At 69.4% G+C, this 24,917-nt stretch carries 21 protein-coding genes; 14 read left to right on the top strand and 7 right to left on the bottom strand.

The window, feature by feature from the left end; translation table 11 throughout:
• The 3 genes from msrP to MYSTI_RS33145 form a co-directional block, all read right to left on the bottom strand.
• Positions 1-981 (bottom strand): protein-methionine-sulfoxide reductase catalytic subunit MsrP, encoded by a 981-nt coding sequence (gene msrP / locus MYSTI_RS33135; RefSeq protein ID WP_015352205.1) that lies wholly within the window; start codon positions 979-981, stop codon positions 1-3.
• A 32-nt stretch (positions 982-1,013) separates the two neighbouring features.
• Positions 1,014-1,778 (bottom strand): fatty acid desaturase, encoded by a 765-nt coding sequence (locus tag MYSTI_RS33140; RefSeq protein WP_015352206.1) that lies wholly within the window; start codon positions 1,776-1,778, stop codon positions 1,014-1,016.
• An 86-nt stretch (positions 1,779-1,864) separates the two neighbouring features.
• Positions 1,865-3,574 carry a DUF8614 domain-containing protein gene (locus MYSTI_RS33145; protein ID WP_015352207.1) on the bottom strand — a complete coding sequence of 570 codons (1,710 nt, stop codon included), beginning with the start codon at positions 3,572-3,574 and terminating at the stop codon, positions 1,865-1,867.
• A 182-nt stretch (positions 3,575-3,756) separates the two neighbouring features.
• On the opposite strand from MYSTI_RS33145, the gene MYSTI_RS33150 reads away from it, so the two are divergent.
• The 3 genes from MYSTI_RS33150 (at position 3,757) to MYSTI_RS33160 (ending at position 7,631) form a co-directional block, all read left to right on the top strand.
• Positions 3,757-4,548, top strand: coding sequence for an endonuclease/exonuclease/phosphatase (locus tag MYSTI_RS33150; protein ID WP_015352208.1), 792 nt, complete (start codon positions 3,757-3,759; stop codon positions 4,546-4,548).
• 92 nt (positions 4,549-4,640) lie between these two features.
• Positions 4,641-6,566, top strand: coding sequence for a molecular chaperone HtpG (gene htpG, locus MYSTI_RS33155; protein WP_015352209.1), 1,926 nt, complete (start codon positions 4,641-4,643; stop codon positions 6,564-6,566).
• Between the two features lie 120 nt (positions 6,567-6,686).
• Positions 6,687-7,631 carry a hypothetical protein gene (locus tag MYSTI_RS33160; RefSeq protein WP_015352210.1) on the top strand — a complete coding sequence of 315 codons (945 nt, stop codon included), beginning with the start codon at positions 6,687-6,689 and terminating at the stop codon, positions 7,629-7,631.
• A 50-nt stretch (positions 7,632-7,681) separates the two neighbouring features.
• On the opposite strand, the gene MYSTI_RS33165 is transcribed toward MYSTI_RS33160, so the two are convergent.
• The gene (locus MYSTI_RS33165; RefSeq protein ID WP_015352211.1) at positions 7,682-8,932 is read right to left on the bottom strand and encodes an NAD(P)/FAD-dependent oxidoreductase; all 1,251 of its coding nucleotides are present in this window, start codon (positions 8,930-8,932) and stop codon (positions 7,682-7,684) included.
• Positions 8,933-9,123: 191 nt separating this feature from the next.
• On the opposite strand from MYSTI_RS33165, the gene aroF reads away from it, so the two are divergent.
• The 7 genes from aroF to MYSTI_RS33200 all read left to right on the top strand — a co-directional run bounded on the left by aroF (position 9,124) and on the right by MYSTI_RS33200 (position 15,796).
• The gene (gene aroF, locus MYSTI_RS33170; protein ID WP_015352212.1) at positions 9,124-10,149 is read left to right on the top strand and encodes a 3-deoxy-7-phosphoheptulonate synthase; all 1,026 of its coding nucleotides are present in this window, start codon (positions 9,124-9,126) and stop codon (positions 10,147-10,149) included.
• 3 nt (positions 10,150-10,152) lie between these two features.
• Positions 10,153-11,169, top strand: coding sequence for an anthranilate phosphoribosyltransferase (trpD, locus tag MYSTI_RS33175; RefSeq protein ID WP_015352213.1), 1,017 nt, complete (start codon positions 10,153-10,155; stop codon positions 11,167-11,169).
• A 59-nt stretch (positions 11,170-11,228) separates the two neighbouring features.
• Positions 11,229-11,987, top strand: a complete 759-nt coding sequence (locus tag MYSTI_RS33180) for an indole-3-glycerol phosphate synthase TrpC (protein ID WP_044900832.1) — start codon at positions 11,229-11,231, stop codon at positions 11,985-11,987.
• Entirely contained in the window at positions 11,984-12,622 is a 639-nt protein-coding gene (locus tag MYSTI_RS33185; protein WP_015352215.1) for a phosphoribosylanthranilate isomerase, read from the top strand. Before MYSTI_RS33180 ends, MYSTI_RS33185 begins: the two co-directional genes overlap by 4 nt.
• Before the next feature lie 5 nt (positions 12,623-12,627).
• Positions 12,628-13,833, top strand: coding sequence for a tryptophan synthase subunit beta (gene trpB, locus MYSTI_RS33190; protein WP_015352216.1), 1,206 nt, complete (start codon positions 12,628-12,630; stop codon positions 13,831-13,833).
• Positions 13,830-14,621 carry a tryptophan synthase subunit alpha gene (gene trpA, locus MYSTI_RS33195; protein ID WP_015352217.1) on the top strand — a complete coding sequence of 264 codons (792 nt, stop codon included), beginning with the start codon at positions 13,830-13,832 and terminating at the stop codon, positions 14,619-14,621. The genes trpB and trpA overlap by 4 nt, the downstream gene beginning before the upstream one ends.
• 578 nt (positions 14,622-15,199) lie before the next feature.
• The gene (locus MYSTI_RS33200) at positions 15,200-15,796 is read left to right on the top strand and encodes a histidine phosphatase family protein (RefSeq protein ID WP_015352218.1); all 597 of its coding nucleotides are present in this window, start codon (positions 15,200-15,202) and stop codon (positions 15,794-15,796) included.
• 15 nt (positions 15,797-15,811) lie between these two features.
• On the opposite strand, the gene MYSTI_RS33205 is transcribed toward MYSTI_RS33200, so the two are convergent.
• The 3 genes from MYSTI_RS33205 to MYSTI_RS33215 form a co-directional block, all read right to left on the bottom strand.
• A complete protein-coding gene (locus tag MYSTI_RS33205; protein WP_144370195.1) occupies positions 15,812-16,288 on the bottom strand; it encodes a hypothetical protein in 477 nt (158 codons plus the stop codon).
• A 166-nt stretch (positions 16,289-16,454) separates the two neighbouring features.
• Entirely contained in the window at positions 16,455-17,018 is a 564-nt protein-coding gene (locus tag MYSTI_RS33210) for an anthranilate synthase component II (RefSeq protein ID WP_015352220.1), read from the bottom strand.
• Positions 17,015-18,508 carry an anthranilate synthase component I family protein gene (locus MYSTI_RS33215; protein WP_044900833.1) on the bottom strand — a complete coding sequence of 498 codons (1,494 nt, stop codon included), beginning with the start codon at positions 18,506-18,508 and terminating at the stop codon, positions 17,015-17,017. Before MYSTI_RS33215 ends, MYSTI_RS33210 begins: the two co-directional genes overlap by 4 nt.
• 323 nt (positions 18,509-18,831) lie before the next feature.
• Here MYSTI_RS33215 and MYSTI_RS33220 point away from each other — a divergent pair, with 323 nt between their 5' ends.
• The 4 genes from MYSTI_RS33220 (at position 18,832) to nrfD (ending at position 24,914) form a co-directional block, all read left to right on the top strand.
• A complete protein-coding gene (locus MYSTI_RS33220; RefSeq protein ID WP_015352222.1) occupies positions 18,832-19,197 on the top strand; it encodes an HNH endonuclease in 366 nt (121 codons plus the stop codon).
• A gap of 466 nt (positions 19,198-19,663) precedes the next feature.
• Positions 19,664-20,326: a cytochrome c3 family protein gene (locus MYSTI_RS33225; protein ID WP_015352223.1), complete on the top strand. Its 663-nt coding sequence runs from the start codon at positions 19,664-19,666 to the stop codon at positions 20,324-20,326.
• Positions 20,323-23,511: a TAT-variant-translocated molybdopterin oxidoreductase gene (locus tag MYSTI_RS33230; RefSeq protein ID WP_015352224.1), complete on the top strand. Its 3,189-nt coding sequence runs from the start codon at positions 20,323-20,325 to the stop codon at positions 23,509-23,511. The genes MYSTI_RS33225 and MYSTI_RS33230 overlap by 4 nt, the downstream gene beginning before the upstream one ends.
• A 2-nt stretch (positions 23,512-23,513) precedes the next feature.
• Entirely contained in the window at positions 23,514-24,914 is a 1,401-nt protein-coding gene (nrfD, locus tag MYSTI_RS33235; protein ID WP_015352225.1) for an NrfD/PsrC family molybdoenzyme membrane anchor subunit, read from the top strand.
• Positions 24,915-24,917 lie beyond the last annotated feature (3 nt).

A 24,917-nucleotide genomic window follows, 5' to 3' on the forward strand; every position in this document is an offset into this window, starting at 1 on the left:
TCAGTAGTTCTTCCGCAGATCCATTCCCGCGTAAAGGTGGGCCACCTGCTCCGCGTAGCCGTTGAAGGGCAGCGTGGGCCGACGCCCGAGGTCGCCGATGCGCCGCTCCGTGGCCTGACTCCAGCGCGGGTGCGGCACGGCGGGATTCACGTTGGCGTAGAAGCCGTACTCCTCCGGCGCCGCCATGTTCCACGTCGTGAAGGGCTGCGTGCGCGTCAGGGAGATGCGGACGATGGACTTGCCGCCCTTGAAGCCATACTTCCAGGGAACGACCAGCCGCAGCGGCGCGCCGTTCTGCGCCGGGAGCTGGCGGCCGTAGAGCCCCATGGCCATGAACGTGAGCGGATGCAGCGCCTCGTCCAGCCGCAGCCCTTCCGTGTACGGCCAGTCCAGCACCGCGCGCTGCTGTCCGGGCAGCTGCTCGGGGTCCATCAGCGTGGTGAAGGACACGTAGCGCGCGTGGCTGGTGGGCTTCACCTTCGCGAGGAGCGCGGACAGGGGAAAGCCCAGCCACGGAATCACCATGGACCAGCCCTCCACGCAGCGCATCCGGTACACGCGCTCCTCGGGAGGGAACCACGACAGGAGCTGGTCGATGTCCACCGTCCGAGGCTCGTGGACCTCGCCATCGAGCGTGACGGTCCACGGCCGGGGCTTGAGCAGGTGCGCGAGCCGCGCCGGGTCTGCCTTGTCCAGGCCCAGCTCGTAGAAGTTGTTGTACGTGGTGATGTCTTCGTACAGCGTGCGCGGCTCGAGGGTGTCGAACTCACCCGCGGCCTTCACCACCGGCTGCGCCACCGCGCCCGCGTCGGGCACGGCGCTCGTGATGGAGCCCGGACGCCTGCCCGACAACAGCAGCAGTCCCCCCGCGACCCCCGCGGCCGTGCCGAGGAAGAGGCCCGCGTTCTTCAAGAACTCGCGTCGGCGCAGGTAGAGCGACTCAGGGGTGATGTCGGAGCCAGGCGGCTGGTCGTCGCGCATGCCCCATCATAACGGCCGGGGCCTTCCCGCCGTTACATCGCGTCGCGGGCCGACACCGCGCGAGCCGCCTGCCCGGTGCGCGCGTCCTTGAGCCGCCACAGCCGCCACCAGGGTGTGCCAGGGGACTGGTGGTGCTCCCAGTGGTAGCCGAAGAAGAAGCACGACAGCATCGCCCACAGGTGGTTGCGCGGCAGCGTGCGCGCATGGTGGGGCGCCATGTCCGGCGTGTCCGGGCGCCGGTGCGGCAGGTACGTGCCGAAGTAGAAGAGCTGCAGCGTGCCGAGCACCGCGGGCAGCACCCAGAACAGCAGCACGCGCGGCTGGGACACGCCCAGGTAGACGAGGATGTTGAACTTGGCCGCCATCACCCCCAGCTGTGGCAGCGTGGTGTAGCGGACCATGAAGGTGCCCAGCCACGGCCAGAACGACTGGGTGCGCGTGGAGAAGTCCGGGTCCAGCTCCTCCGTCGGGTGCTCATGGTGGGCGCGGTGGTTGAGCACCAGGCGGCGGTACGACAGGCCCGCGAAGAGGAAGCAGGCGATGGTGCCCACCACCTCGTTCACCCAGGCCGGGCGGGCCACCGTGCCGTGCATGGCGTCGTGGCCGGTGATGAAGAGCCCCGTGCACAGCCACGCTTGCAAGACGACATGCAGCCAGGTGAGCGGAGCGTCCCAGGCCCCCCCAGGCGAGGTCAGCATCCACGCCAGATGTCCTCCCCACGCGCCCACGATGACGAGCGCGACGAGGACACCCCAAGGCCCCAGCGGAGCCGCGCGGTATGGCACCGGAGTCTCCATCTCTCCCTGACACATGCTACCGCCCCGCCCGCCGCGCACGGGAAGCCTTCCCTGGCGCGGGGGCGGACTGGCGGACGTGGCGTGGGCTACTTGCGCGCGCCCGGGGACGCGGCGGCCTCGCGGACCAGCGTCTCCGCGGTGACGTAGTGGGGCTCGATGTCCACCGGCACGTCCTTGAGGCGCTCCAGCACCTTGCGCACCGAGGGGCGCACCACACCCATCTTCGCCAGCAGGGCCTCGGCGGCCTTGCGGTCACCCTTCCCCTGGATCTCCATCAGCAGCTTCGTCAGCGAGGTGACGGACTGCTGCATCTTCTCCGGCACCACGGAGAACGTGCCGTCCGCGTTGACCTTCACCGCGCCCGTGTCCAGGAAGTAGTTGAGCTGCAGCGCCACGCCCTTGCCGTGCGCCTCGTCGATGCCGAAGCGGATGGAGCGGAACGAGGAGGCCAGGAACGTCGTGTACATGGTGCGCGCCATGGACTTGTCGATGACGCCCGTGTCCATCAGCCGCTGCAGCGCCCACAGGCCGGAGATGTCCGCCTTGGCCTCCTCGAGCGCGCTGGACGCCACCTGGAGGGCCTGACGCACCGTCGTCGCCTTGCCATCCACGGTGATGTTGTGCGGCCCCAGGCCGTGCATCAGCTCGTGCATGAGGATGTGCGTGAAGAACGCGTCGAAGGCCACGTCCTGCTGGTCCTTCGCCGTCAGCGCCACCTTCGCGATGGGCAGCAGCACGCGCTGGAACTTGGCCTCCTGCACGTTCTTGAGCATCACGCGCTTGGAGCCCATGGCCTCCGTGACGCGCTCGTCGTTGGGCAGGTTGTAGGCCGCCGTCTGCACGCCGCGGTTGGCGTCGCCGGAGGAGAACAGGCTGTTGACGACGCGGATGGGGGCCAGCGCGCCCAGCTTCGCGCTGCGCATCTTCGGGTCGATGGGGAGGTTGTTCTCCAGGTCCTGGAGGTGGTCGCTGAACTTCGCCAGCTTCGTCGTCTCCGCGTCGTCGCGCAGGCCGACGAAGGCCTCGAAGGCGGCCTTGTAGTTGAACCAGCCGTCCTCGTAGACCTCGTAGGGGCCGACGGTGGGCTCGATGCTCGCGTCCAGCTTCATCCACGCCACCTCGCTGGCGTAGTAGTCGTTGGACAGGAACGCGTCCGCGCGCGCGGTGAGGAACGCCTTGAGCGTGGGCTGCTTCGTCAGGCTCGCCGCCTCACGGAAGAGCGCGGCGGCCTGCGCCAGCTCGCCCTGGTACTCCACGCTGTACGGCACGGAGATGAACTTGCCGTCGGTGCCCCGGCGGATGGTCGTATAGAAGCCCGTGGCCTCCTTCGCCTGCGCCTCGGGCAGCGACTTCACCCACGACTCCACCTCCGCCTTGGTGGCGCCCGCCGGGTAGAAGTTGCCGGCCTCCGGCTTCGCGGGCACGCCGGGCAGGAACGGACGCCCCTCGTCCAGGCTGTTCCACGGGCCCTTGTCCAGGACGAACGCGTGCAGCCGCGCGCGGCCCAGCGGCGTCTCGTCCCGCACCAGCCCGAGCAGCACCGTCTCGCTCCCCGCCCAGCGCTGGCGCAGGAAGAGCGCGTCCATGAGCTGCGAGGCCTGGACGATGCGCCCCAGGGCGCGGCGCTCGTTGTCGGGGAGGGCCTTGAGGTCCACGCTCAGCTCCACCGGGGCGAAGCGCGCGGTGAGGCGCTGGAGCTCGGCGGCGTCGGGCAGCGCGGCGGGGGCTTTCTGCTCGGCGAGGGCGGGGCCGGACAGCAACATCGCCCCCAGCAGGGAGAAGAGGGTTCGGTTCATGTCCCCTTCCCTACTCCAACCTCGCGCGTCCTCCCAGCACCCGTGCTCGTGCGGGCATCGGAACATTCCAACCGGGACGGTTTGGCGGCGCGCGGCAAGGCTCGCTGACAACATGCGTCGGCCTGGATTTCCCAGGGACGAAGGCGCAGGTGCCCTCTTCCAGGGCACGCGGGGGGCAACACATGACGACGACTCGAACCGGTACTCCAGCCCGATGGAGCCTGCTGCGGGTGGCGCTGACGGCGGTGCTGACCTCCACCTCCGCGCTCGCCGCGGACGAGGTGCGCCTGCTCGAGGCGGTGAGCACGGTGTCCAGCTACCGGGGCAACACGTGGCAGGACGTCACCTACCTGCTGGTGGTGAAGAACCTGGCCTACGAAAAGCAGGTCGTCATCCATGACAAGCAACCGGACGGGTCCTGGCTGGATTTGTCCGCCAGCTACGTGGGCGGAGCGGGCGCGGGCCAGGAACTGTGGAAGGTGACGCGGCAGTACCCGAGCTGGGGCACCGCTCCGCAGCCGACGCGCGACCTGGAGTTCGTCGCGAGGCTCACGGTGAATGGACAGACGTACTGGGACAACAACGCGGGCGCCAACTACCACCTGGGCCGCGCGGATGGACCGCTGCTGCCTCGGGTGAACGTGCTGGTGGCGACCAGCGTCTGGCAGTCCAACGGCGACGTGGACATCGGCATCGACGTGAAGAACCTCGCCTATTCCAAGAGCGTCACTGTCGTCTACAGCACGGATGACTGGGCGACGTCGCACGAGGTCGCCGCCTCCTTCGTGCCTGGCTACTCCGTCGGCTACGCCTCCGTCGCCAGTCCCAACGCCCAGAACGTGGAGCGGTGGCAGGCCCGCATCCCTCCCGGGTCGGGCACGCCTCGCTACTACATCCGCTACCAGGTGGGCGGCCAGACATACTGGGACAGCCACTTCGGCCAGAACTACCCGCCCATCTACCCTCCCCTGTAACCCCAACGCAGGAAGGTTCTCGACAAGCCCGCTGGCATGGTTATGGGGAGACGACGCTTGCGCCCACCCGGGCGCCGGAGGCCTGAATACCCATGACCGTCGAAGCCGCCCCCCAGCGGGAAACCCACGCCTTCCAGGCGGAGATCAACCAGCTCCTGAGCCTGGTCATCAACTCGCTCTACAGCCACAAGGAGATCTTCCTCCGGGAGCTGGTGTCCAACGCCTCCGACGCGTTGGACAAGCTCCGCTTCCGGGCAATCACCGAGCCCGAGCTGCTCGCGGACGCCCCGGAGCTGGAGCTGCGCATCATCCCCGACGCGGAGAAGAACACGCTCACCATCGAGGACAGCGGCATCGGCATGTCGCACGACGAGCTGGTGAAGAACCTGGGCACCATCGCGCACTCGGGCTCGCGCGAGTTCATCCAGGCCATGACCCAGCGCGGGCAGAAGGACATGCAGCTCATCGGCCAGTTCGGCGTGGGCTTCTACAGCGCGTACCTCGTCGCGGACCGGGTGGAGGTCATCAGCCGCGCGGCGGGCAAGGACACCGCCGCGTGGAAGTGGACCTCGGAGGCGCACGGCACCTTCACCGTGGAGCCCGCGGAGCGCGCCGCCCGAGGCACCTCCGTCATCCTCCACATGAAGGAGGACCAGAAGGAGTTCCTGGACGAGTGGCGGCTGCGCTCGCTGATCACGCAGTACTCCGACTACGTCGGCCACCCCATCAAGCTCCAGGTGAAGAAGACCACCGGGACGGGCGACGACGCGAAGACGGAGACCGCGCTGGAGGTGGTGAACAAGGCCAGCGCGCTGTGGCAGCGCTCCAAGTCGGACATCACCGACGAGCAGTACCAGGAGTTCTACAAGCACCTGACGCACGACTGGGACGCGCCCCTGGCGTGGACCCACTTCAAGGCGGACGGCCACCAGCAGTTCACCGGCCTGCTCTTCGTGCCCAAGCACCCGCCCTTCGACTTGAACGCGCAGCAGCAGCGCGGGGTGCGCCTGTTCGTCAAGCGCGTGTTCATCATGGACCGCTGCGAGGAATTGGTGCCGCAGTGGCTGCGCTTCGTGCGCGGCGTCATCGACTCGGATGACCTGCCGCTCAACGTCTCGCGCGAGCTGCTCCAGGACTCGCAGGTGGTGCGCGGCATCCGCAAGCACGTGGTGAAGAAGTCCCTGGACCTCCTGGAGAAGATGTCCAAGGACAAGCCGGAGGACTACAAGGAGTTCTGGAAGTCTTTCGGCACGGTGCTCAAGGAGGGCCTCGCCACCGAGGCCGAGCACAAGGACAAGCTGGGCGGCCTCCTGCGCTACGAGAGCTCTCGCGAAGAGGGCCTCACGTCGCTCGCCGACTACGTGTCGCGCATGAAGGAGGGCCAGGAGGCGCTCTATTACATGTACGGCGAGTCCCGGAAGGCGGTGGAGGACAGCCCGCACCTGGAGGCGCTGAAGCAGCGCGGCTACGAGGTCCTCTTCATGACGGACCCGGTGGACGAGTGGGCCGCGCAGGGCCTGCGTGAGTTCCAGGGCAAGCCCCTGGTGTCCGCGCTCCAGGCGGACCTGAAGCTCCAGGCCACCGACGAGCAGAAGAAGGAGCAGGAGCAGAGCGCGGAGGGACTCAAGGGCCTCACGTCGCGGATGAAGGACGTGCTCCAGGACTCCGTGCGCGAGGTGCGCGTGACGGACCGGCTCACGGACTCGCCGGTGTGCCTCGTCGTCCCGGAGGGCGGCTCTCCGGCCTACCTGGAGCGGCTGCTCCAGCAGCGGGGCAAGGGCATGCCGCGCGTCAAGCGCATCCTCGAGGTCAATCCCAAGCACCCCGTCATCGAGCACCTCAAGGCGCTCCACGAGAAGGACCCGGCCCAGGCGCAGGTGTCCGAGTGGATTGAGCTCTTGCACGACCAGGCGCTGCTCACCGAGGGCAGCACCATCTCCGACCCGAACCGCTTCGCGCGCCGGCTGACGACGCTGCTGACGCAGGTCGCGGGCATGGCCGCGCGGGCCACGAGCTGAGCGAGCGCGTGCGCCGGGACCTCCACCCCACCGGTTCGGGGTGGAGGTCTAAGTGACCTTTCTCGCAAATCCTCGGCCCGCGATTAGACAGCCTTGTGAGTGATAGGGAATGATGGCCGGATGCCCCAGACCTCCTTCGCGGTCTTCACTTGCGACATCCTTCCGGCGGCGGCCCCCTTGGTGCGTGCAGCCATCCAGGGAGTGGTCCGAGCCGAACTCAGCAAGCCCCACCGGCGAGTCCGACAGCCCCTCGGCAATCAATGGTTGGTGCGCTTCGATGATGGGGGCTTCAATTCCTTCGTCCTGGTGATGAGCACGCTGCGCGCGCGCCACCCCGACGCGTTCCGCTATCTCGTCGTGGGCTGGAACGACATGGGCTCGGTGGCGCTGTACCCGCTGGGCGGCGCGGCCCCCAACACGCTCAGCCTGGTCACCGCGATGGCCGCCGTCGCGTCCGGAGCGGATGCGCTCGCGGCCCCGCTGCTGCTGGGCTCGGGACCTCGGACGGGCATGGACTTCCCCTTCCAGTGGTCGGAGGAGGCCGGCGCGGAGGAGGACATCCTCGGCGCACCCGCGGCGAAGGCTCGGCGCACGGGTCCCAGGAAGACGGTGACACGTGCTCGCGCGGTGGCCGTGGTCCCCGTGCAGGCACCGCCGGCCCCCATCGTCGAGGCCCCCGTGGCCCCGCCTCCCGTCGAAGGCGTGAGCCAGGCCCCCGCCAGCGAGGACGTACCGGCGGAAGCCGCCGAGCCGCGCGCGCGCAAGACCAAGACGGGGCGTCGCAAGCAGGCGCGGGGCAAGCGGGCCGCGGGGAGTGCGGGAGCCAAGGCGAAGAGCAAGCGGGGCGCTCGGGAGCCTCGCGTGGCACTGGAGGCCGAGGCCACCCAGCGCCGCAGCCCCAAGGCGAAGAGCAAGCGCGCTGGTGGCGCCCTCAGCCGCAAGCGCAGCAGCGCGACGGTCAGCGCCAAGCGCTCCACGTCGAGCAAGGGCGCGCGCGGCTCCGCCGCCAAGGCGAAGTCGGCGAAGGGCCCCTCGAAGCGCAAGGGCAAGGGTCGCGCTCGCTGAAGACCGGCCCGGCGCACCGCGCGGACTCCACCTCGCGCGGTGCCTCGCCGTCACAACCCCAGGTCGATGAGCACCGCCTCGGCCGCGCGCCGCCCGGAGACGAGTGCCCCTTGAATGGATGCGCTGTCGCGGTGGTCGCCGCAGACGTACAGCCCGGGTGACAGGCGCACCGGACGATGGGGCGGCTCCAGCGCCTCCATCGTCTGTGAGGGCAGCGCGAAGGGCAGCGAGTACGTCCGCAGATGGCGCCACTCCGCGACGCGCGCGCCGAACCATCCCGTCAGCTCATCGAGCACCCGCGCGCGCAGCGCCGCCTCATCCGTGGATACGCCCGGCACGGACACGCAGATGAGGGCCTGGCCCGCGGGCGCATACGCGGCGGACACCTCGCTCATCACCACCACGTGGTTCACCACGCCGCGCCCCTCGCCATTGAGCAGCAGCCACGGGCCCTCCTCCGGCGGCTCCGGCGCGGCGAAATACAGACACGTCACCGCGTTCATCCGAGGCGCGGGCATTCCGGGCAAGAGCCTTGCCGCGGCCAGCGGGTCCGTGGCCACCACCACCGCCTTCGCCTCCACCCGCTCTCCCCCTGCCAGGCGCACGCGATGTCCCCATACCTCGAGCACGGGGACCTTGCGGCGCAGGACGCCCGAAGGAAGCTTCGCCGCGAGCTGCTCGGGGAGCGCGCCCATGCCCCGCTCCGGCACCGCCGCGTCCCCGGAGGCGAACATGCGGATGACGAACTCGAGGAACCGGCTGGACGTCGTCAGCGAGGCGTCCAGGAAGACGCCCGACAAGAAGGGCCGCAGGAACCCTTCCACCATCTCCTCGGTGAAGCCCAGCTCGTCCAGGTAGCGCCGCGAGGTGCGCTGGGGACGAAGCCAGACGTCCTCGTCCTCACCGGAGCGCGCGAGCTGCCGCAGCTCCAGCACACGGAGTTTGTCCCCAAACGTTCCCACCGAGCCCCACAAATGTGACAGCGCCGTCACCGGCTGACGAAGCGGGTCCACCACCGTCCGCAGCCGCCCGCCCCGCCACACCTTCGCGCCCGGAAGAAACCGCTGAAGCCGCAGGGGCTCCAGGTCGAGCACCTGTCGGCCCTCGGGGTACGCCGTGAGGTACACCTGGAAGCCTCGGTCCAGGAGGAAGCCCTCTTCATGCACATCCGTGCGGACGCGGCCTCCCGGCTCATCCCCGGCTTCCAGGAGCATTACTTTCAAGCGGGATTGCACGAGCGCCCGTGCGCAAGCCAGCCCTGAGAGTCCCGCGCCCACGACGATGACGTCCGGGTTCGACACGTGCTCTCCCACATCCGCGCTGGGCCCCCTCCATGCTGAGCCTCCGGGCGCACGAGCCGCAAGTGGCACTGTCGTCTGGGTTGCCCGGGAACAAACAGTTGTGCAGAACTGGGTGCCTGGGTTCGACACGTCGAACCCTGACGGCGCCGGACTTGCCGGTGCCCCTTCGTGGAGAGAGAGCGGGTATTCCCATGTTGATCGTGATGCGACCAGACGCGACGGCCCAGGACATCGAGCGTGTGAACGACGAGATCCGCCGTCGTGGCTGGCAACCGCACGCGATTCCAGGGGGCACTCGCACGGCCATCGGCATCACCGGCAACCCCGGTGCGGTGGAGCCCGAACCCTTCCGAGTGCTGCCCGGAGTCGCGGACGCGGTCTCCGTCTCCCAGCCGTTCAAGCTGGTCAGCCGCGAGGTGAAGCCAGACGACACGCAGCTGCGCGTGGGCGACCTCACCATCGGCGGCGCGGCCTTCCACGTCGTCGCGGGTCCGTGTTCGGTGGAGTCGCGGGAGCAGATTCTCTCCACCGCGCACGCGGTGAAGAAGTCGGGCGCCACCATGTTGCGGGGCGGCGCGTTCAAGCCGCGCACCAGTCCCTATGAGTTCCAGGGCCTGAAGGGCGACGGCCTGGCGCTGCTCGCCGAGGCGCGCAAGGAGACGGGCCTGCTCGTCACCACCGAGGTGAAGGACACCGCGACGTTGGAGGCGGTGGCCGAGGCCACGGACATCCTCCAGATTGGCGCGCGCAACATGCAGAACTTCAGCCTGCTGGAGGCGGTGGGCGAGATGCGCAAGCCCGTGCTCCTCAAGCGCGGCATGAGCGCCACCATCAAGGAATTGCTGATGGCGGCCGAGTACATCGTCGCCCGAGGCAACACCCAGGTCATCCTCTGCGAGCGCGGCATCCGCACGTTCGAGACGATGACGCGCAACACGTTGGACTTGAACGCGGTGCCCATGCTCAAGGCGCTGTCGCACCTGCCCGTCTTCGTGGACCCCTCGCACGGCATCGGCGTGCGCAAGGCGGTGCCGGCGATGATGCGGGCGGCGGTGGCGGTGGGGGCCGACGGCATCATCGTCGAGGTGCACCCGGACCCGCCGCGCGCGAAGTCGGACGGAGCCCAGTCGTTGGACTTCCCCGAGTTCGAGAAGTCCATGCACGAAGTGCGGGCGATTGCGCGAGCCATGGGTCGCGAAGTCGTGCAACTGGGCTAGGCGATGACCCTCAAGGAAGCGCTGGGCAAGGTGGTCAGCCGGCGCGACCTCACCCGCGAGGAGATGGCCCGCATCATGGGCCTGATGCTCGCGGGAGAGGCATCGCCTGCTCAAGTGGGAGCGCTGGCGACGGCGCTCAAGATGAAGGGAGAGACGGAGGACGAAATCCTCGGCGCGGCGGAGGCCATGCGGGCCTGCGCGGCGAAGCTCTCTCCTCGCGCGGAGGTGGTGCTCGACACCTGCGGTACGGGGGGTGATGGGGCGCACACCTTCAACATCTCCACCGCGGTGGCCTTCGTGGCCGCCGGGGCGGGGGTGACGGTGGCCAAGCATGGCAACCGGGCCGTCTCCAGTCGGTGTGGCAGCGCGGACGTGTTGGCCGCGCTGGGTGTCGCCATGGAGCGGCCGCATGAGCGCGTCGCGTTGGACATCGACGAGCACGGGGTGGGCTTCCTCTTCGCGCCCTCGCATCACAGCGCGCTGAAGCACGTGGCGCAGGCGCGGCGGGACATGGGCTTTCACAGCATGTTCAACCTGCTGGGTCCGCTGACGAACCCGGCGGGAGCGCGCTATCAGCTCCTGGGCACCTTCGATGGGACTCGCGTGGAGCAGACGGCGCGAGTGCTGGGGAGACTGGGCAGCCGGCGTGCGTGGGTGGTGCATGGGCACGACGGGCTGGATGAAGTCTCGCCCTGTGCGCCGACGGAGGTGGCGGAGCTTCGCGCGGACGGCACGGTGCACACCTTCACGGTGAGGCCGGAGGACGCGGGGCTGGACGTGGTGCCTCGCGAGGACATCGCGGGAGGGGATGCGGAGGAGAACGCGAAGCGACTGCGTTCGCTGCTCGAGGGAGAGCGCTCTGGCCTGCGCACGGCGGTGCTGCTCAACGCGGCGGCGGCGCTCGTGGTGGTGGGCCAGTCGCCGGACCTGCGGGATGGCGTGAAGAAGGCGGAGCGCGCCATCGACTCGGGGGCGGCGGCGAGGAAGCTCTCGGCGCTCATTCACGGGGCCGTGTCGTGAGCGGGGCACAGCGAGGCGGTACGTCGTCTCCGGCCGCGCCGGGGACGCTGGACATCATCATGGCGCGCAAGCGTCGGGAGCTGGCCGAGCGTCCTCGCCTGGCGCCGCGCCCGCGTCCCGAGCCGCGCGACTTCACGGGGGCCTTGCTGCGACGCGCAGCGGGCCGTCCCGTGACGGTCATCGCGGAGGTGAAGCGCAAGAGTCCGTCGGGAGGGGCGTTTCCTCATTCGGACGTGGTGGCGGTGGCTCGGGCCTACGAGGCCGCGGGGGCCAGCGCCATCAGTGTGCTCACGGATGGGCCGGACTTCGGCGGAGCGCTGGAGGACCTGGTCGCGGTGCGTGCGGCGGTGTCGATTCCGGTGCTGCGCAAGGACTTCCTGGTCGCGGCGCGCGAAGTGGAGGAGAGCGCGCTGTGGGGCGCGGATGCGATTCTGCTCATCGCGGATGCGTTGGAGGACGGCGAGCTGCGGGAGATGCTGGCCACGGCGCACCAGGTGAAGGTGGCCGCGTTGGTGGAGGCGCACACGGAGGCGCACGCCGAGCGGGCACTGGCCGCGGGAGCCCGATTGGTGGGCATCAACAACCGCGACCTGGCCACGCTGAAGACAGACGTGGGCACGGCGTTGCGGGTGATGCCGAAGCTGCGTTCCCGGTCCCAGGTGTTGGTGGCCGAGAGCGGGCTCAAGTCCCTGGCGGAGCTGCGGGCCGCGAGGGATGCGGGCGCCGACGCGGTGCTGGTGGGCGAGTCGCTCTTGCGCGACGCGGACCCCGGCCGAGCACTGCGGCGACTCATGGGCGAGGACGGTGGCTCGCCATGAGTGTTCGCGTGAAGGTGTGTGGGGTTACCCGTGTGGAGGATGCGCGGGCCGCGTGGGAGGCGGGTGTGGATGCGCTCGGCCTCAACTTCTACCCGCGCTCTCCTCGATGCGTGACGTTGGAGACGGCCCGGGTGCTCGCGCGCACGCGGCCACCGCTGGGCGCGGTGATAGGCGTGTTCGTCAATGCCTCACCGGACGACATCCGCGCGGCCGTGAAGGAGTGTGGACTCACGGCCGTGCAGCTCCACGGAGACGAGCCCCCGGAGGCCTGCACGGGGTACGGCGTGCCCGTCATCAAGGCGCTGCGCGTGCAGGGTGCGGAGGACGTGACTCGCGCACGGGCCTACCTGGGTGTGGGCGACGTTGCGGGGCTGCTGCTCGATGGGGCGGCGCCCGGCTACGGCGGAGGGGGCGTGGGCTTCGACTGGTCGCTGGTCGCGGGACTGTCGGGCAGCGGTGTGCCGGTGTTGGTGGCTGGAGGGCTCAAGCCCTCGAACGTGGCGGAGGCAGTGCGCGCGACGCGGCCGTATGGAGTGGACGTGGCCAGCGGGGTGGAGTCGGCCCCCGGCATCAAAGACATGGATGCGGTGCGCGCCTTCGTGCGAGCCGCGAAGTCCATCAACCTCTGGGAGTGACAGGGATGAACACGCAGACCGCCGTCGGACGCTTCGGGCGTTTCGGCGGACGCTACGTGCCGGAGACGCTCGTCCCGGCACTGATGGAACTGGAAGAGGCCTACGCGGCTGCTCGCGCGGACCCGACGTTCGACGCGGAAGTGGCCCAGGTGCTCCGCGAGTTCGTGGGGCGCCCCACCACGCTGACCCCCGCCCGCCGTCTCACCGAGGCGTGGGGCGGCGCACACGTGTGGCTCAAGCGCGAGGACCTCGCGCACACGGGCGCGCACAAAATCAACAACACCGTGGGCCAGGTGCTGCTCGCGCGGCGCATGGGCAAGAAGCGCATCATCGCGGAGACGGGCGCGGGCCAGCACGGCGTCGCCACGGCCACCGCGTGCGCGCTCTTCGGCCTGCCCTGTGAAGTCTTCATGGGCGCGCTGGATGTGGAGCGACAGGCGCTCAACGTCTTCCGGATGCGAGCCCTCGGCGCCGTCGTGCGGCCGGTGGAGTCCGGCTCGAGGACGCTGAAGGACGCGATGAACGAGGCCATGCGGACCTGGGTCTCGCAAGTCTCGGACACGCACTACGTCATCGGCAGCGCGGCGGGTCCGCATCCGTACCCGACGGTGGTGCGCGACTTCCAGGCCATCATCGGCCGGGAGCTGCGCACACAAGCCCAGGCCGCGTTCGGCAAGCTGCCGGATGCGATTGTCGCGTGTGTCGGCGGTGGCTCCAACGCCATCGGCGTCCTGCATCCCTTCATCGGTGACACGGGTGTCCGCCTCATCGGCGTCGAGGCGGGGGGGCACGGATTGGACTCGGGCCAGTATGGCGCGTCGCTGACGCTGGGCACCGAGGGCGTGCTGCACGGTTCGCGTTCGCTCGTGCTCCAGGACGCGGATGGGCAGATCCAGGAGGCGCACAGCATCTCGGCGGGCCTGGACTACCCGGGTGTCGGCCCCGAGCTGGCGCACCTGGCGAAGACGGGACGCATGGAGGTCCGCACCGCCACGGACGACGAGGCGTTGGCCTCGTTCTACGAGGTGGCTCGACTGGAGGGCATCCTCCCCGCGCTTGAGACGTCACATGCCTTCGCGCGGGGACGGGAGCTGGCGCGCGAGCTGGGTGCGGGCAAGTACCTGGTCATCAACTGCTCGGGCCGAGGAGACAAGGACGTCGCGACGATTTCCGCGCGAGGCGTGCCGCCCGCGGTGGGGGTGAAGCCATGAGCGGAGCGATTGCGAAGGCCTTCGCCCGGGCCAAGGCGCGCGGCGAGGGAGCACTGGTTGCCTACGGCATGGCGGGAGACCCGGACCTGCCGCGCTCGGTGGACGTGTTCGCCGCGATGGTGGAGGGCGGCGCGGACATCGTGGAGGTGGGCGTGGCGTTCAGCGACCCCATCGCCGACGGCCCCGTCATCCAAGGCGCCGCCGAGCGAGCGCTGAAGGCGGGCTCCACGTTGAAGCGCGTGTTGGACGAAGTGGTGCCGGAGCTGCATCGGCGCTGCCCGGAGACGCCGCTGGTCATCATGACGTACGTCAACGTCATCATGGCGATGGGCGAGGAGCGCTTCGCGAAGCGGGCGCGTGAGCGCGGCATCTCGGGTGCCATCCTTCCGGACCTTCCTCCCGAGGAGAGCGGAAGCCTGCGCGCCACGTTCGACGCGGCGGGGGTGGACCTGATTCCGCTGTGTGCCCCCACGACGCCGCCGGCTCGCGCGGAGGCCATCGCGAAGGACGCGCGAGGCTTCGTCTACTGCGTGTCCGTTGCGGGCGTCACCGGCATGCGCGCGGAGCTGCCCGCGGACTTGTCTCAGCGGCTGGAGCTGGTGCGCAAGGCCTCGCCGGTGCCCGTGGTGGCCGGGTTCGGCATCTCCACCGCCGAGCAGGCGCGCACCTTGTCGGCGCATGCGGACGGCGTGGTGGTGGGAAGTGCCCTCGTGCGAGCCGCGCACACGGAGGGCCCACAAGCCGCCCGAGCGCTCTGCGCTGAAATCAAGCGCGGGCTGAAGCGCTGAGCCCCGCGCGGACCGGAACACCTGAGCGGCGCGAGGCTTCACCCCTCGCGCCCTCTCCCGCACGAAGGGCGCATCTCGGCGCCCCACGCGAACCGGAACACCTGGCGCGCGGTGCGAGGCACCTCCCCTCGCGCCCTCTCCCGCACGAAGGGCGCATCTCGGCGCCCCACGCGAACCGGAACACCTGACGCGCGGTGCGCGGCACCTCCCCTCGCGCCCTCTCCCGCACGAAGGGCGCATCTCGGTGCCCCACGCGAACCGGAACACCTGAAGCGCGGTGCGAGGCACCTCCCCTCCCGCCCTCTCCCGCACGAAGGGCGCATCTCGATGCCCCACGCGAACCGGAACACCTGGCGCGCGGTGCGCGGCACCTCCCCTCGCGCCGTCTCCCGCCCGAAGGGAGCATCTTGGTGTCCCACGCCGAGGAGCCCACACGCAGGCCCGCGTGGACATCCACTCCGCCGTGCACCTCACCCGCCGTTGGCCAGCCGACCCGGCGCGACTCCGACTGTCCACTCCGCGGCACGCGTGAGCAAGCCTCCGCACCCGGCCCGCAAGGCGTGCGCACACTCCCGACAATGAAAACGCAGGGCCCTCGAGTGGTGCTCGTCCGGCATGGGGAGACGGCCTGGAGCCGCAGTGGCCAGCACACGGGCCGCACGGACGTGCCGCTGCTGGAGGACGGGCGGAAGATGGCGGCGATGCTCTCCGCGCCGCTGCGCGCCTGGACCTTCGCCCAGGTGTGGACCAGCCCACTCAGCCGCGCATTCGAGACCTGTGCCCTCTCGGGCTACGGCGACGTGGCACTCCGGAGCGACGACCTCATGGAGTGGGACTACGGCGACTACGAGGGCCGCACGCGCGCGGAGATTCAGGTGGAGAACCCCGGCTGGACGCTCTGGAGGGACGGCGTTCCCCACGGCGAGACAGCAACGCAAGTCGGTGCTCGCGCGGACAACGTCATCACCCGCGCACGAGCACAGACGGGGGACCTCCTCATCTTCTCCCACGGCCACTTCCTCAGGGTGCTGGCGTCCCGGTGGCTGGGGCTGCCTCCCACCGATGGGCGCCTGTTCCTGCTGAGCACCGGCTCCATCAGCGTCCTGAGCTTCGACGGAGATGCCGCCCAGCCAGCCATCGCCGGCTGGAACGACACCACTCACTTGAAGGACTGAGCCCGAACCCCGGACTCAGCAGCCGCAGCTCACCGCGGAGCCACTGGTCTGCTCATAGTCGGTGCACGACGCGCCCTGCGGATTGAAGCAGACGCGGTAGCGCTCCTGAGTCCCGAGCGTCGCGGGATTGCCCTCCTGATAGAGGATGCCGCAGCACGGTGGGAGCAGCGCCTCACCCTCCTTCGCGGGAGGCGCCTCGGGGGCAACTCCCCCCGGGCAACCCCAGGGGTCCTCCTCACAAACCCAGTGCCAGCCGCACATCCCCCTGTGCTCACCGCAGTAGGTCGTGCCCGGAACGGCGTACCAGGGGGACCAGTTGGCGCACGAGTCGTAGCCAGGACAAGACCCCAGCGACGAGTCCACCGTCGTCAGCGCCAGCTCATCCACCAGGACTTCCGCGCCCGCTTCCGCCGCTGGCCCTCCACAGGCCCCCAGCATCAGGGCGCCCATCACCACGGCCAGACCGCGCAACACAGCGCTTCGTGCTCTCATCGTGGGCTCCATCCGGCGAGGACTCCGAGATGAAGCCCGAGCGCCGGCAGAGACGCACTATCCGTGAACATCCGAACCCTTCAGGGGCTGGAATCGTCGGGAATCCCACAGTGCTCACTTCCCGACGATTCCCCTGCCCCGGAGGGCACGTTCTCCTCTCAGGCCTTCAGAGTCGCCCCTCCAGGAAGTTCCGGACCAGCGTCGGACCCTCGGGGGTCAGAACACTCTCAGGGTGAAACTGGAACCCCACGACGGGCCGCTCGCGGTGGCGCAGCGCCATGATGAGGCCATCCTGGCTCCACGCGGTGGCCTCCAGCTCCCGAGGCAGCGACGACGCCTCCACCACCAGCGAGTGGTAGCGCGCCGCCTGGAACCCCGGGCTCGCCCCGGTGAACACACCCGAGCCCCCGTGCTGGATGTGCGCCGACTTGCCATGCACGGGCGCGGGAGCACGCACCACCTTGCCCCCGAACGCCGCGCCAATGGACTGATGTCCCAGGCACACGCCCAGCACCGGCACGCGAGAGCGCGCGATGGCGGCCACGCTCACGCCCGCCTCGTGCGGAGTACAGGGCCCCGGCGAAATCACCAGGTGCGAGGCGCCCTGGGCTTCGACTCCGGCCAGGTCGAGCGCGTCATTGCGCACCACCTTCACCTCCGCGCCCAGCGTGTAGAAGAGCTGGACGAGGTTGAAGGTGAACGAGTCGTAGTTGTCGATGACGAGAATCACCGGCCACCTCCCTCGCGAGCCAATCGCAGCGCGGCGGCCATGGCGCCCGCCTTGGCCTCCGTCTCATCCGCTTCCTTCGACGGCACGGAGTCCGCCACCAGTCCCGCGCCCGCGGTCCACATGGTCCGGTCTCCATCGACGAAGAACGTGCGCAGGGCGATGGCCACGTCCAGCGTGCCGCAGAAGGACAGGTAGCCCACCGCGCCCGAGTACGGCCCGCGCCGCTGCACCTCCAGCTCGTCGATGATCTGCATCGCGCGAATCTTGGGAGCCCCGGACACGGTGCCCGCGGGGAAGGTGCTGGCCAGCGCGTCGAGCGCATCGAACTTCGAGTCCAGCTTCCCGCGCACCTGCGAGACGATGTGCATCACGTGGCTGTAGCGCTCGATGACCATCAGGTCCTCCACGCGCACCGAGCCCGGCGCCGCCACGCGCCCCACGTCATTGCGGCCCAGGTCCACCAGCATGATGTGCTCGGCGCGCTCCTTCTCGTCGGCGAGCAGCTCCTTCTCCAGGGCCAGGTCCTCGGCCTCGGAAGCGCCGCGCCGCCGCGTGCCGGCGATGGGCCGCACCACCACGTCGCCGTCGCGCACCTGAACCAACAGCTCGGGAGACGCGCCCACCAGCGCGCGCGCCTCTCCCAGCTCCACCAGGAACAGATAGGGCGAGGGGTTCACCCGCCGCAGCGCGCGATAGAGCGACAACGGAGGCGGCGCGCCCCGCGACTCGAACCGCCGCGCGAGCACCACCTGGAAGATGTCGCCCGCGCGGATGTACTCCTGCGCGCGCTCCACCGCGGCCTCGTAGCCAGCGCGGTCCCAGCAGGCCACCGGGTCCCCCGCGCCCTTCATGCGCGGCGAGGGGGCATACGCCTCCGGCGGCAGCGGCTGGAGCAGCCGGTCCGCCATGGCCCGCGCCCGGTCCTCCGCGTCCTTCAACGAGGCCGCCACGCTGGCGTGCAGCGAGGGCCTGGCGATGGCGGTGACCTTGAGCGTGCCGGTGCGGGAGTCGTGGGTGACGAAGTCCTCGCACACCAGCCACTCGGAATCGGGGAACGACGTGTCACGCGGATGACGGTCCGGGACGGTGGGCTCCACCCAGGAGACACAGTTGTAATCCATGTACCCGACCAGCCCCCCCAGGAACGGGGCCTCGCCCGGCAGCCGCGCCACGGCGAGCTCGCGCCACAAGCCCCGCAGGACCTCCAGCGGCTTGCCCTCCCGGCGCTCCTCGTGTGAGCCACGCCACACGGTGGCGCCGCGCGAATCCAACCGGACCCGCCCCGCGGCATGCGCGCCCACGTGGCTGTAGCGCCCGAAGCGCTCGCCGCCGTAGCACGACTCCAGAATGAAGCCGCGCGAGCCTCCGCCCAGCTTCAGATACGCCGACAGCGGCGTGTCCAGGTCCGCCGGCAACTCCACCGACACCGGGACCGCCTGACCCTGCTCCGCGAGCCGGCGATAGGCTGCCTTCCGCTCCTGTGCATCCATCGTCATGACCTCTCCCCCACCCGCATTATCTCCAGCCCCGCAACCGCCGGGGAACACGCACCCGGTGGCGCGCTCATCCCATCGCGCCTGACTTCACGCGCGCAGAAGCCACGCTCCATCCCACCTTCACGGAGGGGCCCCGCGCCTCACGGACCCGAGGTGAACCCGCGCCCGCGCCCGAGCCCACCAACACGCACCGGGCCGTGGTCATCCCGACCCCAGGGACTGGTGGAGCACGGGCACGTCCTCCATGCTGCGCGCCGCCGCACGGGACTGGCGGCCGCTCCGCCCTTCCGCGGCTCGGCCCGTGGTCGAGGTGTAGGGTGAGCGACTCCAAGCGCCGCAGGATTCTGGCCATCATCGCCACGGACACCACCTTCGAGCGCACCGAGCATCGGGGCCGCGAGGCGTGGTTGGGCAAGTGCCTGCACTGCAACGCCCACCTGGTGGTCGGCACGGACGGCGAGCCCATCAGCCGGGCCACCATCGAACACATCCTCCCGCGAACCGCCGGCGGCACCGACGCCTTGGAGAACCTCGGCCTGGCCTGTGCCCGGTGCAACCAGGGCAAGGGCAGCCGGCATGACCGCAACTATCCCCGCGACGCCCGCGCCCGCGAGCTGGTGGAGCGACTCCAGGCCCGCCGCGCCGAACGTTGGCGGACGCCGGAGGACGCGGACTCCGAGTGAGCCGCGAACACGCCCTCGAGGACGACGTCGGTGTCGCATCGAGGACCCACGCCCGAGCCGCGTGAGACACCCTGAGCCCTGGATCTGATCCGCTGTGAACGGATTGGAACCACCGTCGCTTCCTCCCGCCAGAAGAGAGATTCATTGCGGCCGAGCCGCGATTTCCCGCCTCCGCGCGAGGAAATGGTATCCGACTGCCACAACATCAGAATGGTTGACACTGCGGTGTCGATGGTCGATGGTCCCGCGCCGCGTTGGGTTGGGACAGGAGGAGGGACCCGCCCGCGGCAACATCCATAGAGGTTTCGTTGGACGTGACTGCATCGCCTTTCGTGCGCCAGGAGCAGCCCACCCGCCCCACCGGGGCCGGGATCGCCTTGCTGCTCTCCGCGTCCAGTCACTCCTTCGCCTCTTCCTCCTCTCCTGTCACCGCAGTTGTTGAAGCCCCCTTGCCCATGGTCCTGGTATGAGCGGCCCTCTGTTTCCACGCTGGACGAACACGGTGTCTCGGCTCTCCGCCGCGGCGCTTCTTGCCGTGCCCGCCATCGGCATCGGCGGCCTCATGGCGTACGTACGGTCTCCGTACGTCACCGGCCAGCAGATGCCCATCGAGCAGCCGATCGAATTCGACCACCGCCATCACGCGGGTGACGAGAAGATCGACTGTCAGTACTGCCACTTCTCCGTGGACAAGTCGCCCTCAGCGGGCATCCCGTCCACGACAGTGTGCATGTCCTGCCACGCACAGGTCTGGAACAAGAGCCCGTACCTCACCGAGGTGCGCAAGGCCTTCTTCGCGGACGCGCCCATCCAGTGGGTGCGCGTCCACAACCTGCCCGACTTCGTCTACTTCAATCACTCCATCCACGTGAACAAGGGCGTCGGCTGCGCGAGCTGCCACGGCCGCGTGGACCAGATGGCCGCGGTGGAGCAGTTCGCGCCGCTCACCATGGCCTGGTGCCTGGAGTGCCACCGCAACCCCGAGCCGCACCTGCGGCCCTCGGAGTTCATCACGTCCATGACGTGGACTCCGCCCGCGGACAAGACCGAGGCCATCGCGCTCGGTGAGAAGCTGAAGGCTGAGTACGACGTCCACTCGCGCACGAGCTGCTCCACATGCCACCGATGAACACGAAGCGCGACGGTGCCCCGTCGCAGGAATCCTCTTCCTTCGCGCTCCCGGTCGTCTCGGACCGGCCCGCCGCGGCTCCCGACGCTGTCGGTGAGGCGCTGGAGCACGCCGCGACCCACGCCAACTCCTCCGAGCACGGCTATGGCCAGACGTACTGGCGCAGCCTCGAGGAGAAGCTGGGCACCTCCGAATACATGGAGGAGACGCGCCCGGAGTTCCCCGCCGGTGCCGACCTGCCCCCCACGGGCTTCGTCCGCCGCGAGTTCATGCAGCTGCTCGGCGCGTCGCTGGCCCTGGCCGGCGCCACCGCGTGCAGCACCCGTCCTCCCGACGAGCGCCTGGTCCCGTACACCAAGACGCCGCCGGAGCTCACCCCGGGCAACCCGCTGCACTACGCGTCCGCGATGACGCTGTCCGGAAACACCTCCGGCCTGCTCATCACCGCCCGCGAGGGTCGCCCCGTGAAGGTGGAGGGCAACCCCGAGCACCCCATCAACCAGGGCGCCGCCTGCACCTTCGAGCAGGCGTGGCTCCTGTCGCTCTATGACCCCAGCCGCGCCCGCGTGCTGCGTCAGGGCAAGACGCCCCGCGCCCAGCGCACGCTGAGCGAGAGCATCTCCGCGCTGGTCGGCAAGGCCAGCACCGAGAACGGCGGCAAGCGCGTTCGCTTCCTCACGGAGGCCAACGGCTCGCCCACCGCGAGCGACGTGCGCGCCAACATCTCCAAGAAGCTGCCCGAGGCCCGCTTCGTCAGCGCCCCGTCCTACCAGGACACCCAGGCGGAGACGCTGCGCGCCATGTTCGGCGGCCAGGCCGTCTCGGCGCTCTACAACTTCGCGCAGGCGAACGTCGTCCTGTCGCTGGACGCGGACTTCCTGGAGAGCTGCCCGGGCAACCTGCGCCACATCCGCGACTTCGCCAACCGCCGCGACCCGCGCATGGGCGAGCTCAACCGCCTCTACATGGCGGAGGCCCGCTTCTCCATCACCGGCGGCATGGCGGACCACCGCCTGCGCATGAAGTCCCAGGACGTCCTGGGTCTCGCCGCCGCGGTGGCCCAGGCCATCGGTGGCAGCGCCGCGTCCCTCGCGGGCGCCGCGGCCTCCAAGTCGAAGCTGGACGCCAAGCACCACAACTGGGTGCAGGCCGTCGCCGCGGACCTTCGCGCCGCGGGCCCCGGCAAGTCGCTGGTCATCGCGGGTGAGCGTCAGCCGGCCGCGGTCCACGCGCTGGCCCACGCCATCAACGATGCGCTCGGCAACCGCGACCAGACCGTCACCTACGTCCAGTCCCCCATCGCCGAGGCCAGCAGCACGGCCGCCGTTCGCGCGCTGGTGGCGGAGATTGACGCGGGCAACGTCGACACCCTGGTCATCACCGCCTACAACCCGGTCTACACCCTGCCGGCCGACGTGGGCCTGGCCAAGGTGCTGAGCAAGGACCACCCGCACCGCGCCAAGCTGAACGTCATCTACACGGGCCTCTACGAGGACGAGACCAGCGAGCACACCGACTGGTTCATCCCCGCGGCGCACCCGCTGGAGACGTGGAGCGACGGTCGCGCGGTGGACGGCACGGTCGCCATCGCCCAGCCGCTCATCCAGCCGCTCTTCAGCGGCACGCCGGAGCTGGAGCTGCTCGGCCTGTTCCTGGACGAGTCCCCGCGCCCCGCCTACCAGATGGTGCGCGACTACTGGCAGGCCCAGGGCGGCAACGCGGCCGACTTCGAGGCCCGCTGGGAGTCCTGGGTCGCCCAGGGCATCATCGAGAACACCCAGATGGCGAAGGTCACCACGGCCCCGGACTTCGGCGCCGCCGGTGCGCTCGTCACGGGCTACACGGCCCCGGCCTCGGGTGACCTCGAGCTGAACTTCATCCTGGACTACAAGGTCTACGATGGCCGCTTCGGCAACAACTCCTGGCTGCAGGAGCTGCCCGAGCCCATCACCAAGATGACGTGGGACAACGCCGCCCTGATTTCTCCGGACACGGCGAAGGAGCAGAAGCTCGCCGCTGGGGACCTGGCGGAGCTGACCTACGGTAGCCAGAAGCTCACGGTCCCGGTGTGGATCGTCCCCGGCCACGCGGACGGCACCATCACCATCGCGCTGGGCTACGGCCGCAACGGCCTGCACGAGCAGGTCGCCAAGGGCGTGGGCTTCAACGTCAACCCGCTGCGCACCAGCAAGGCGCTCTGGTTCGACGGCGGCGCGACGCTCACCCCCGTGCGCGGCACCCACAAGTTCAGCCTGACCCAGACGCACTGGCGGATGGAAGACCGCCCCATCGCGCTGGACATGACGGTGACGGAGCTCTTCAAGCCCGAGTCGCTGGACGAGCACGCGCGCAAGCAGGTCGAGTTCACGCTCCACCGCGTCAAGGGCGAGCTCAAGTTCGGCGTCCAGGACAACCTGCCGTCCTTCGACTACGGCAAGGAGCAGTACAAGTGGGGCATGGCCATTGACCTCACCCGCTGCACGGGCTGCAGCGCGTGCGTGGTGGCCTGCCAGGCGGAGAACAACATCCCCGTCGTCGGCAAGGAGCAGGTCGCCCGCAGCCGCGAGATGAACTGGCTGCGCATCGACCGCTACTTCACGGGCAGCGAGAGCGACCCGAAGATGGTGATGCAGCCCGTCGGCTGCGTGCACTGCGAGAAGGCCCCCTGCGAGTACGTGTGCCCGGTGAACGCCACCGTGCACTCGGACGAGGGCCTGAACGACATGGTGTACAACCGCTGCGTCGGGACCCGGTACTGCTCCAACAACTGCCCCTACAAGGTCCGCCGCTTCAACTACCTGCACTACACCTCGGGCAAGACGGCCACCGAGAAGATGCTGATGAACCCGGACGTCACGGTGCGCAACCGCGGCGTCATGGAGAAGTGCACGTACTGCGTGCAGCGCATCGAGCGCGCCCGCATCGACGCGCGCATCCAGAAGCACCTCATCAAGGAAGCGGACCTCAAGACGGCGTGCCAGCAGACGTGCGCTGCCCAGGCCATCGTCTTCGGCTCCCTGAACGACAAGGAGCAGCTCGTCAGCAAGCTCCACGAGGACTTCCGCGCCTACAAGCTGCTGCATGAGCTGGGCACGCGTCCCCGCACCGCGCACCTCGTCCGCGTGCGCAACCCGAATACCGCCCTCGAGCCGGCCCCCGCCGCGACGAAGGAAGGGAACCACTAGCCATGGGCCAGACCGCCGCCACCGCCCCGCTCGACCCCCTCGAGCCCCGGGACCTCGTCGCGCCGCACCACGACGACAAATCGCTCAATGAGACGCTGCTGGACCATGTCTGGCGCAAGCCGGGCAAGGGCTGGTTCATGCTCTTCGGCCTGACGCTCAGCGCGCTGGGCCTCCTGGTCATCGGTGTCACCTACACGCTCGCCCGAGGCATCGGCGTGTGGGGCAACAACCAGCCGGTCGGCTGGGCGTTCGACATCATCAACTTCGTCTGGTGGGTCGGTATCGGCCACGCCGGTACGCTCATCTCCGCCATCCTCCTGCTCTTCCAGCAGAAGTGGCGCACGAGCATCAACCGCTTCGCGGAAGCCATGACGCTGTTCGCCGTCATGTGCGCGGGTCTCTTCCCGCTGCTGCACACCGGCCGTCCCTGGTTCGCCTTCTGGCTGTTCCCGTACCCCAGCACCCTGGGCGCGTGGCCGCAGTTCCGCTCGCCGCTGGTGTGGGACGTGTTCGCCATCTCCACGTACCTCACGGTGTCCGCGCTGTTCTGGTTCGTGGGCCTCATCCCGGACCTGGCCGCGCTGCGCGACTCGTCCAAGACGAAGCTCCAGCGCACCATCTACGGCCTGTTCGCGCTCGGCTGGCGCGGCTCAGGGCGTCACTGGCACAACTACAAGATTGCGTACCTGCTGCTGGCCGGCCTCTCCACGCCGCTGGTCGTGTCGGTGCACACCATCGTTTCGTTCGACTTCGCCGTCTCCCTGCTGCCCGGCTGGCACGCGACCATCTTCCCGCCCTACTTCGTGGCCGGCGCCGTGTTCAGCGGCTTCGCGATGGTCATCACGCTCATCGTCCCGGCTCGCAAGTACCTGGGTCTGCGTGACGTGATCACGGACCGCCACCTGGAGAACATGAACAAGGTCATCCTCGCGACGGGCCTCATCGTGTCCTACGGGTACATGATGGAGCACTTCGTCGCCTGGTACTCCCAGAACCAGTACGAGATGTGGACGTTCTATGTGAACCGCGCCACGGGCCCCTACGCGGGCGTGTACTGGCTGATGATTGCCTGCAACGTCATCACGCCGAACATCTTCTGGTTCAAGAAGTGCCGCACGAGCATCCCCATCATGTGGGTGGCCTCCATCGCCGTGAACATCGGCATGTGGTGCGAGCGCTTCATCATCATCGTCACGTCGCTGAGCCAGGACTTCCTGCCGTCCTCGTGGGGCATCTACACCCCGACCTGGGTGGACTGGTGCATCTACATCGGCACCCTGGGCCTGTTCGGCACCCTGTTCCTCCTGTTCCTGAAGTTCGTGCCCGCGGTGGCGATCAGCGAAGTGAAGGAGCTCCAGCTGGAGCTCAAGCACGCCCGCCACAACTCTCACGGAGCGCACTAGAGT

It is taken from the genome of Myxococcus stipitatus DSM 14675, from assembly GCF_000331735.1.
Lineage (GTDB): Bacteria > Myxococcota > Myxococcia > Myxococcales > Myxococcaceae > Myxococcus > Myxococcus stipitatus.

What these genes read in the sequence shown, in the direction of transcription:
- MYSTI_RS33230 (WP_015352224.1), top strand. Translation starts at nt 20,323, where the DNA reads ATGAACACGAAGCGCGACGGTGCCCCGTCGCAGGAATCCTCTTCCTTC.
- MYSTI_RS33180 (WP_044900832.1), top strand. Translation starts at nt 11,229, where the DNA reads ATGGCGCGCAAGCGTCGGGAGCTGGCCGAGCGTCCTCGCCTGGCGCCG.
- trpB (WP_015352216.1), top strand. Translation starts at nt 12,628, where the DNA reads ATGAACACGCAGACCGCCGTCGGACGCTTCGGGCGTTTCGGCGGACGC.
- msrP (WP_015352205.1), bottom strand. Translation starts at nt 981, where the DNA reads ATGCGCGACGACCAGCCGCCTGGCTCCGACATCACCCCTGAGTCGCTC.
- trpD (WP_015352213.1), top strand. Translation starts at nt 10,153, where the DNA reads ATGACCCTCAAGGAAGCGCTGGGCAAGGTGGTCAGCCGGCGCGACCTC.
- htpG (WP_015352209.1), top strand. Translation starts at nt 4,641, where the DNA reads ATGACCGTCGAAGCCGCCCCCCAGCGGGAAACCCACGCCTTCCAGGCG.
- MYSTI_RS33150 (WP_015352208.1), top strand. Translation starts at nt 3,757, where the DNA reads ATGACGACGACTCGAACCGGTACTCCAGCCCGATGGAGCCTGCTGCGG.
- MYSTI_RS33160 (WP_015352210.1), top strand. Translation starts at nt 6,687, where the DNA reads ATGCCCCAGACCTCCTTCGCGGTCTTCACTTGCGACATCCTTCCGGCG.
- MYSTI_RS33225 (WP_015352223.1), top strand. Translation starts at nt 19,664, where the DNA reads ATGAGCGGCCCTCTGTTTCCACGCTGGACGAACACGGTGTCTCGGCTC.
- aroF (WP_015352212.1), top strand. Translation starts at nt 9,124, where the DNA reads ATGTTGATCGTGATGCGACCAGACGCGACGGCCCAGGACATCGAGCGT.
- MYSTI_RS33215 (WP_044900833.1), bottom strand. Translation starts at nt 18,508, where the DNA reads ATGGATGCACAGGAGCGGAAGGCAGCCTATCGCCGGCTCGCGGAGCAG.
- MYSTI_RS33205 (WP_144370195.1), bottom strand. Translation starts at nt 16,288, where the DNA reads ATGAGAGCACGAAGCGCTGTGTTGCGCGGTCTGGCCGTGGTGATGGGC.
- nrfD (WP_015352225.1), top strand. Translation starts at nt 23,514, where the DNA reads ATGGGCCAGACCGCCGCCACCGCCCCGCTCGACCCCCTCGAGCCCCGG.
- MYSTI_RS33145 (WP_015352207.1), bottom strand. Translation starts at nt 3,574, where the DNA reads ATGAACCGAACCCTCTTCTCCCTGCTGGGGGCGATGTTGCTGTCCGGC.
- MYSTI_RS33140 (WP_015352206.1), bottom strand. Translation starts at nt 1,778, where the DNA reads ATGGAGACTCCGGTGCCATACCGCGCGGCTCCGCTGGGGCCTTGGGGT.
- MYSTI_RS33185 (WP_015352215.1), top strand. Translation starts at nt 11,984, where the DNA reads ATGAGTGTTCGCGTGAAGGTGTGTGGGGTTACCCGTGTGGAGGATGCG.
- MYSTI_RS33200 (WP_015352218.1), top strand. Translation starts at nt 15,200, where the DNA reads ATGAAAACGCAGGGCCCTCGAGTGGTGCTCGTCCGGCATGGGGAGACG.
- trpA (WP_015352217.1), top strand. Translation starts at nt 13,830, where the DNA reads ATGAGCGGAGCGATTGCGAAGGCCTTCGCCCGGGCCAAGGCGCGCGGC.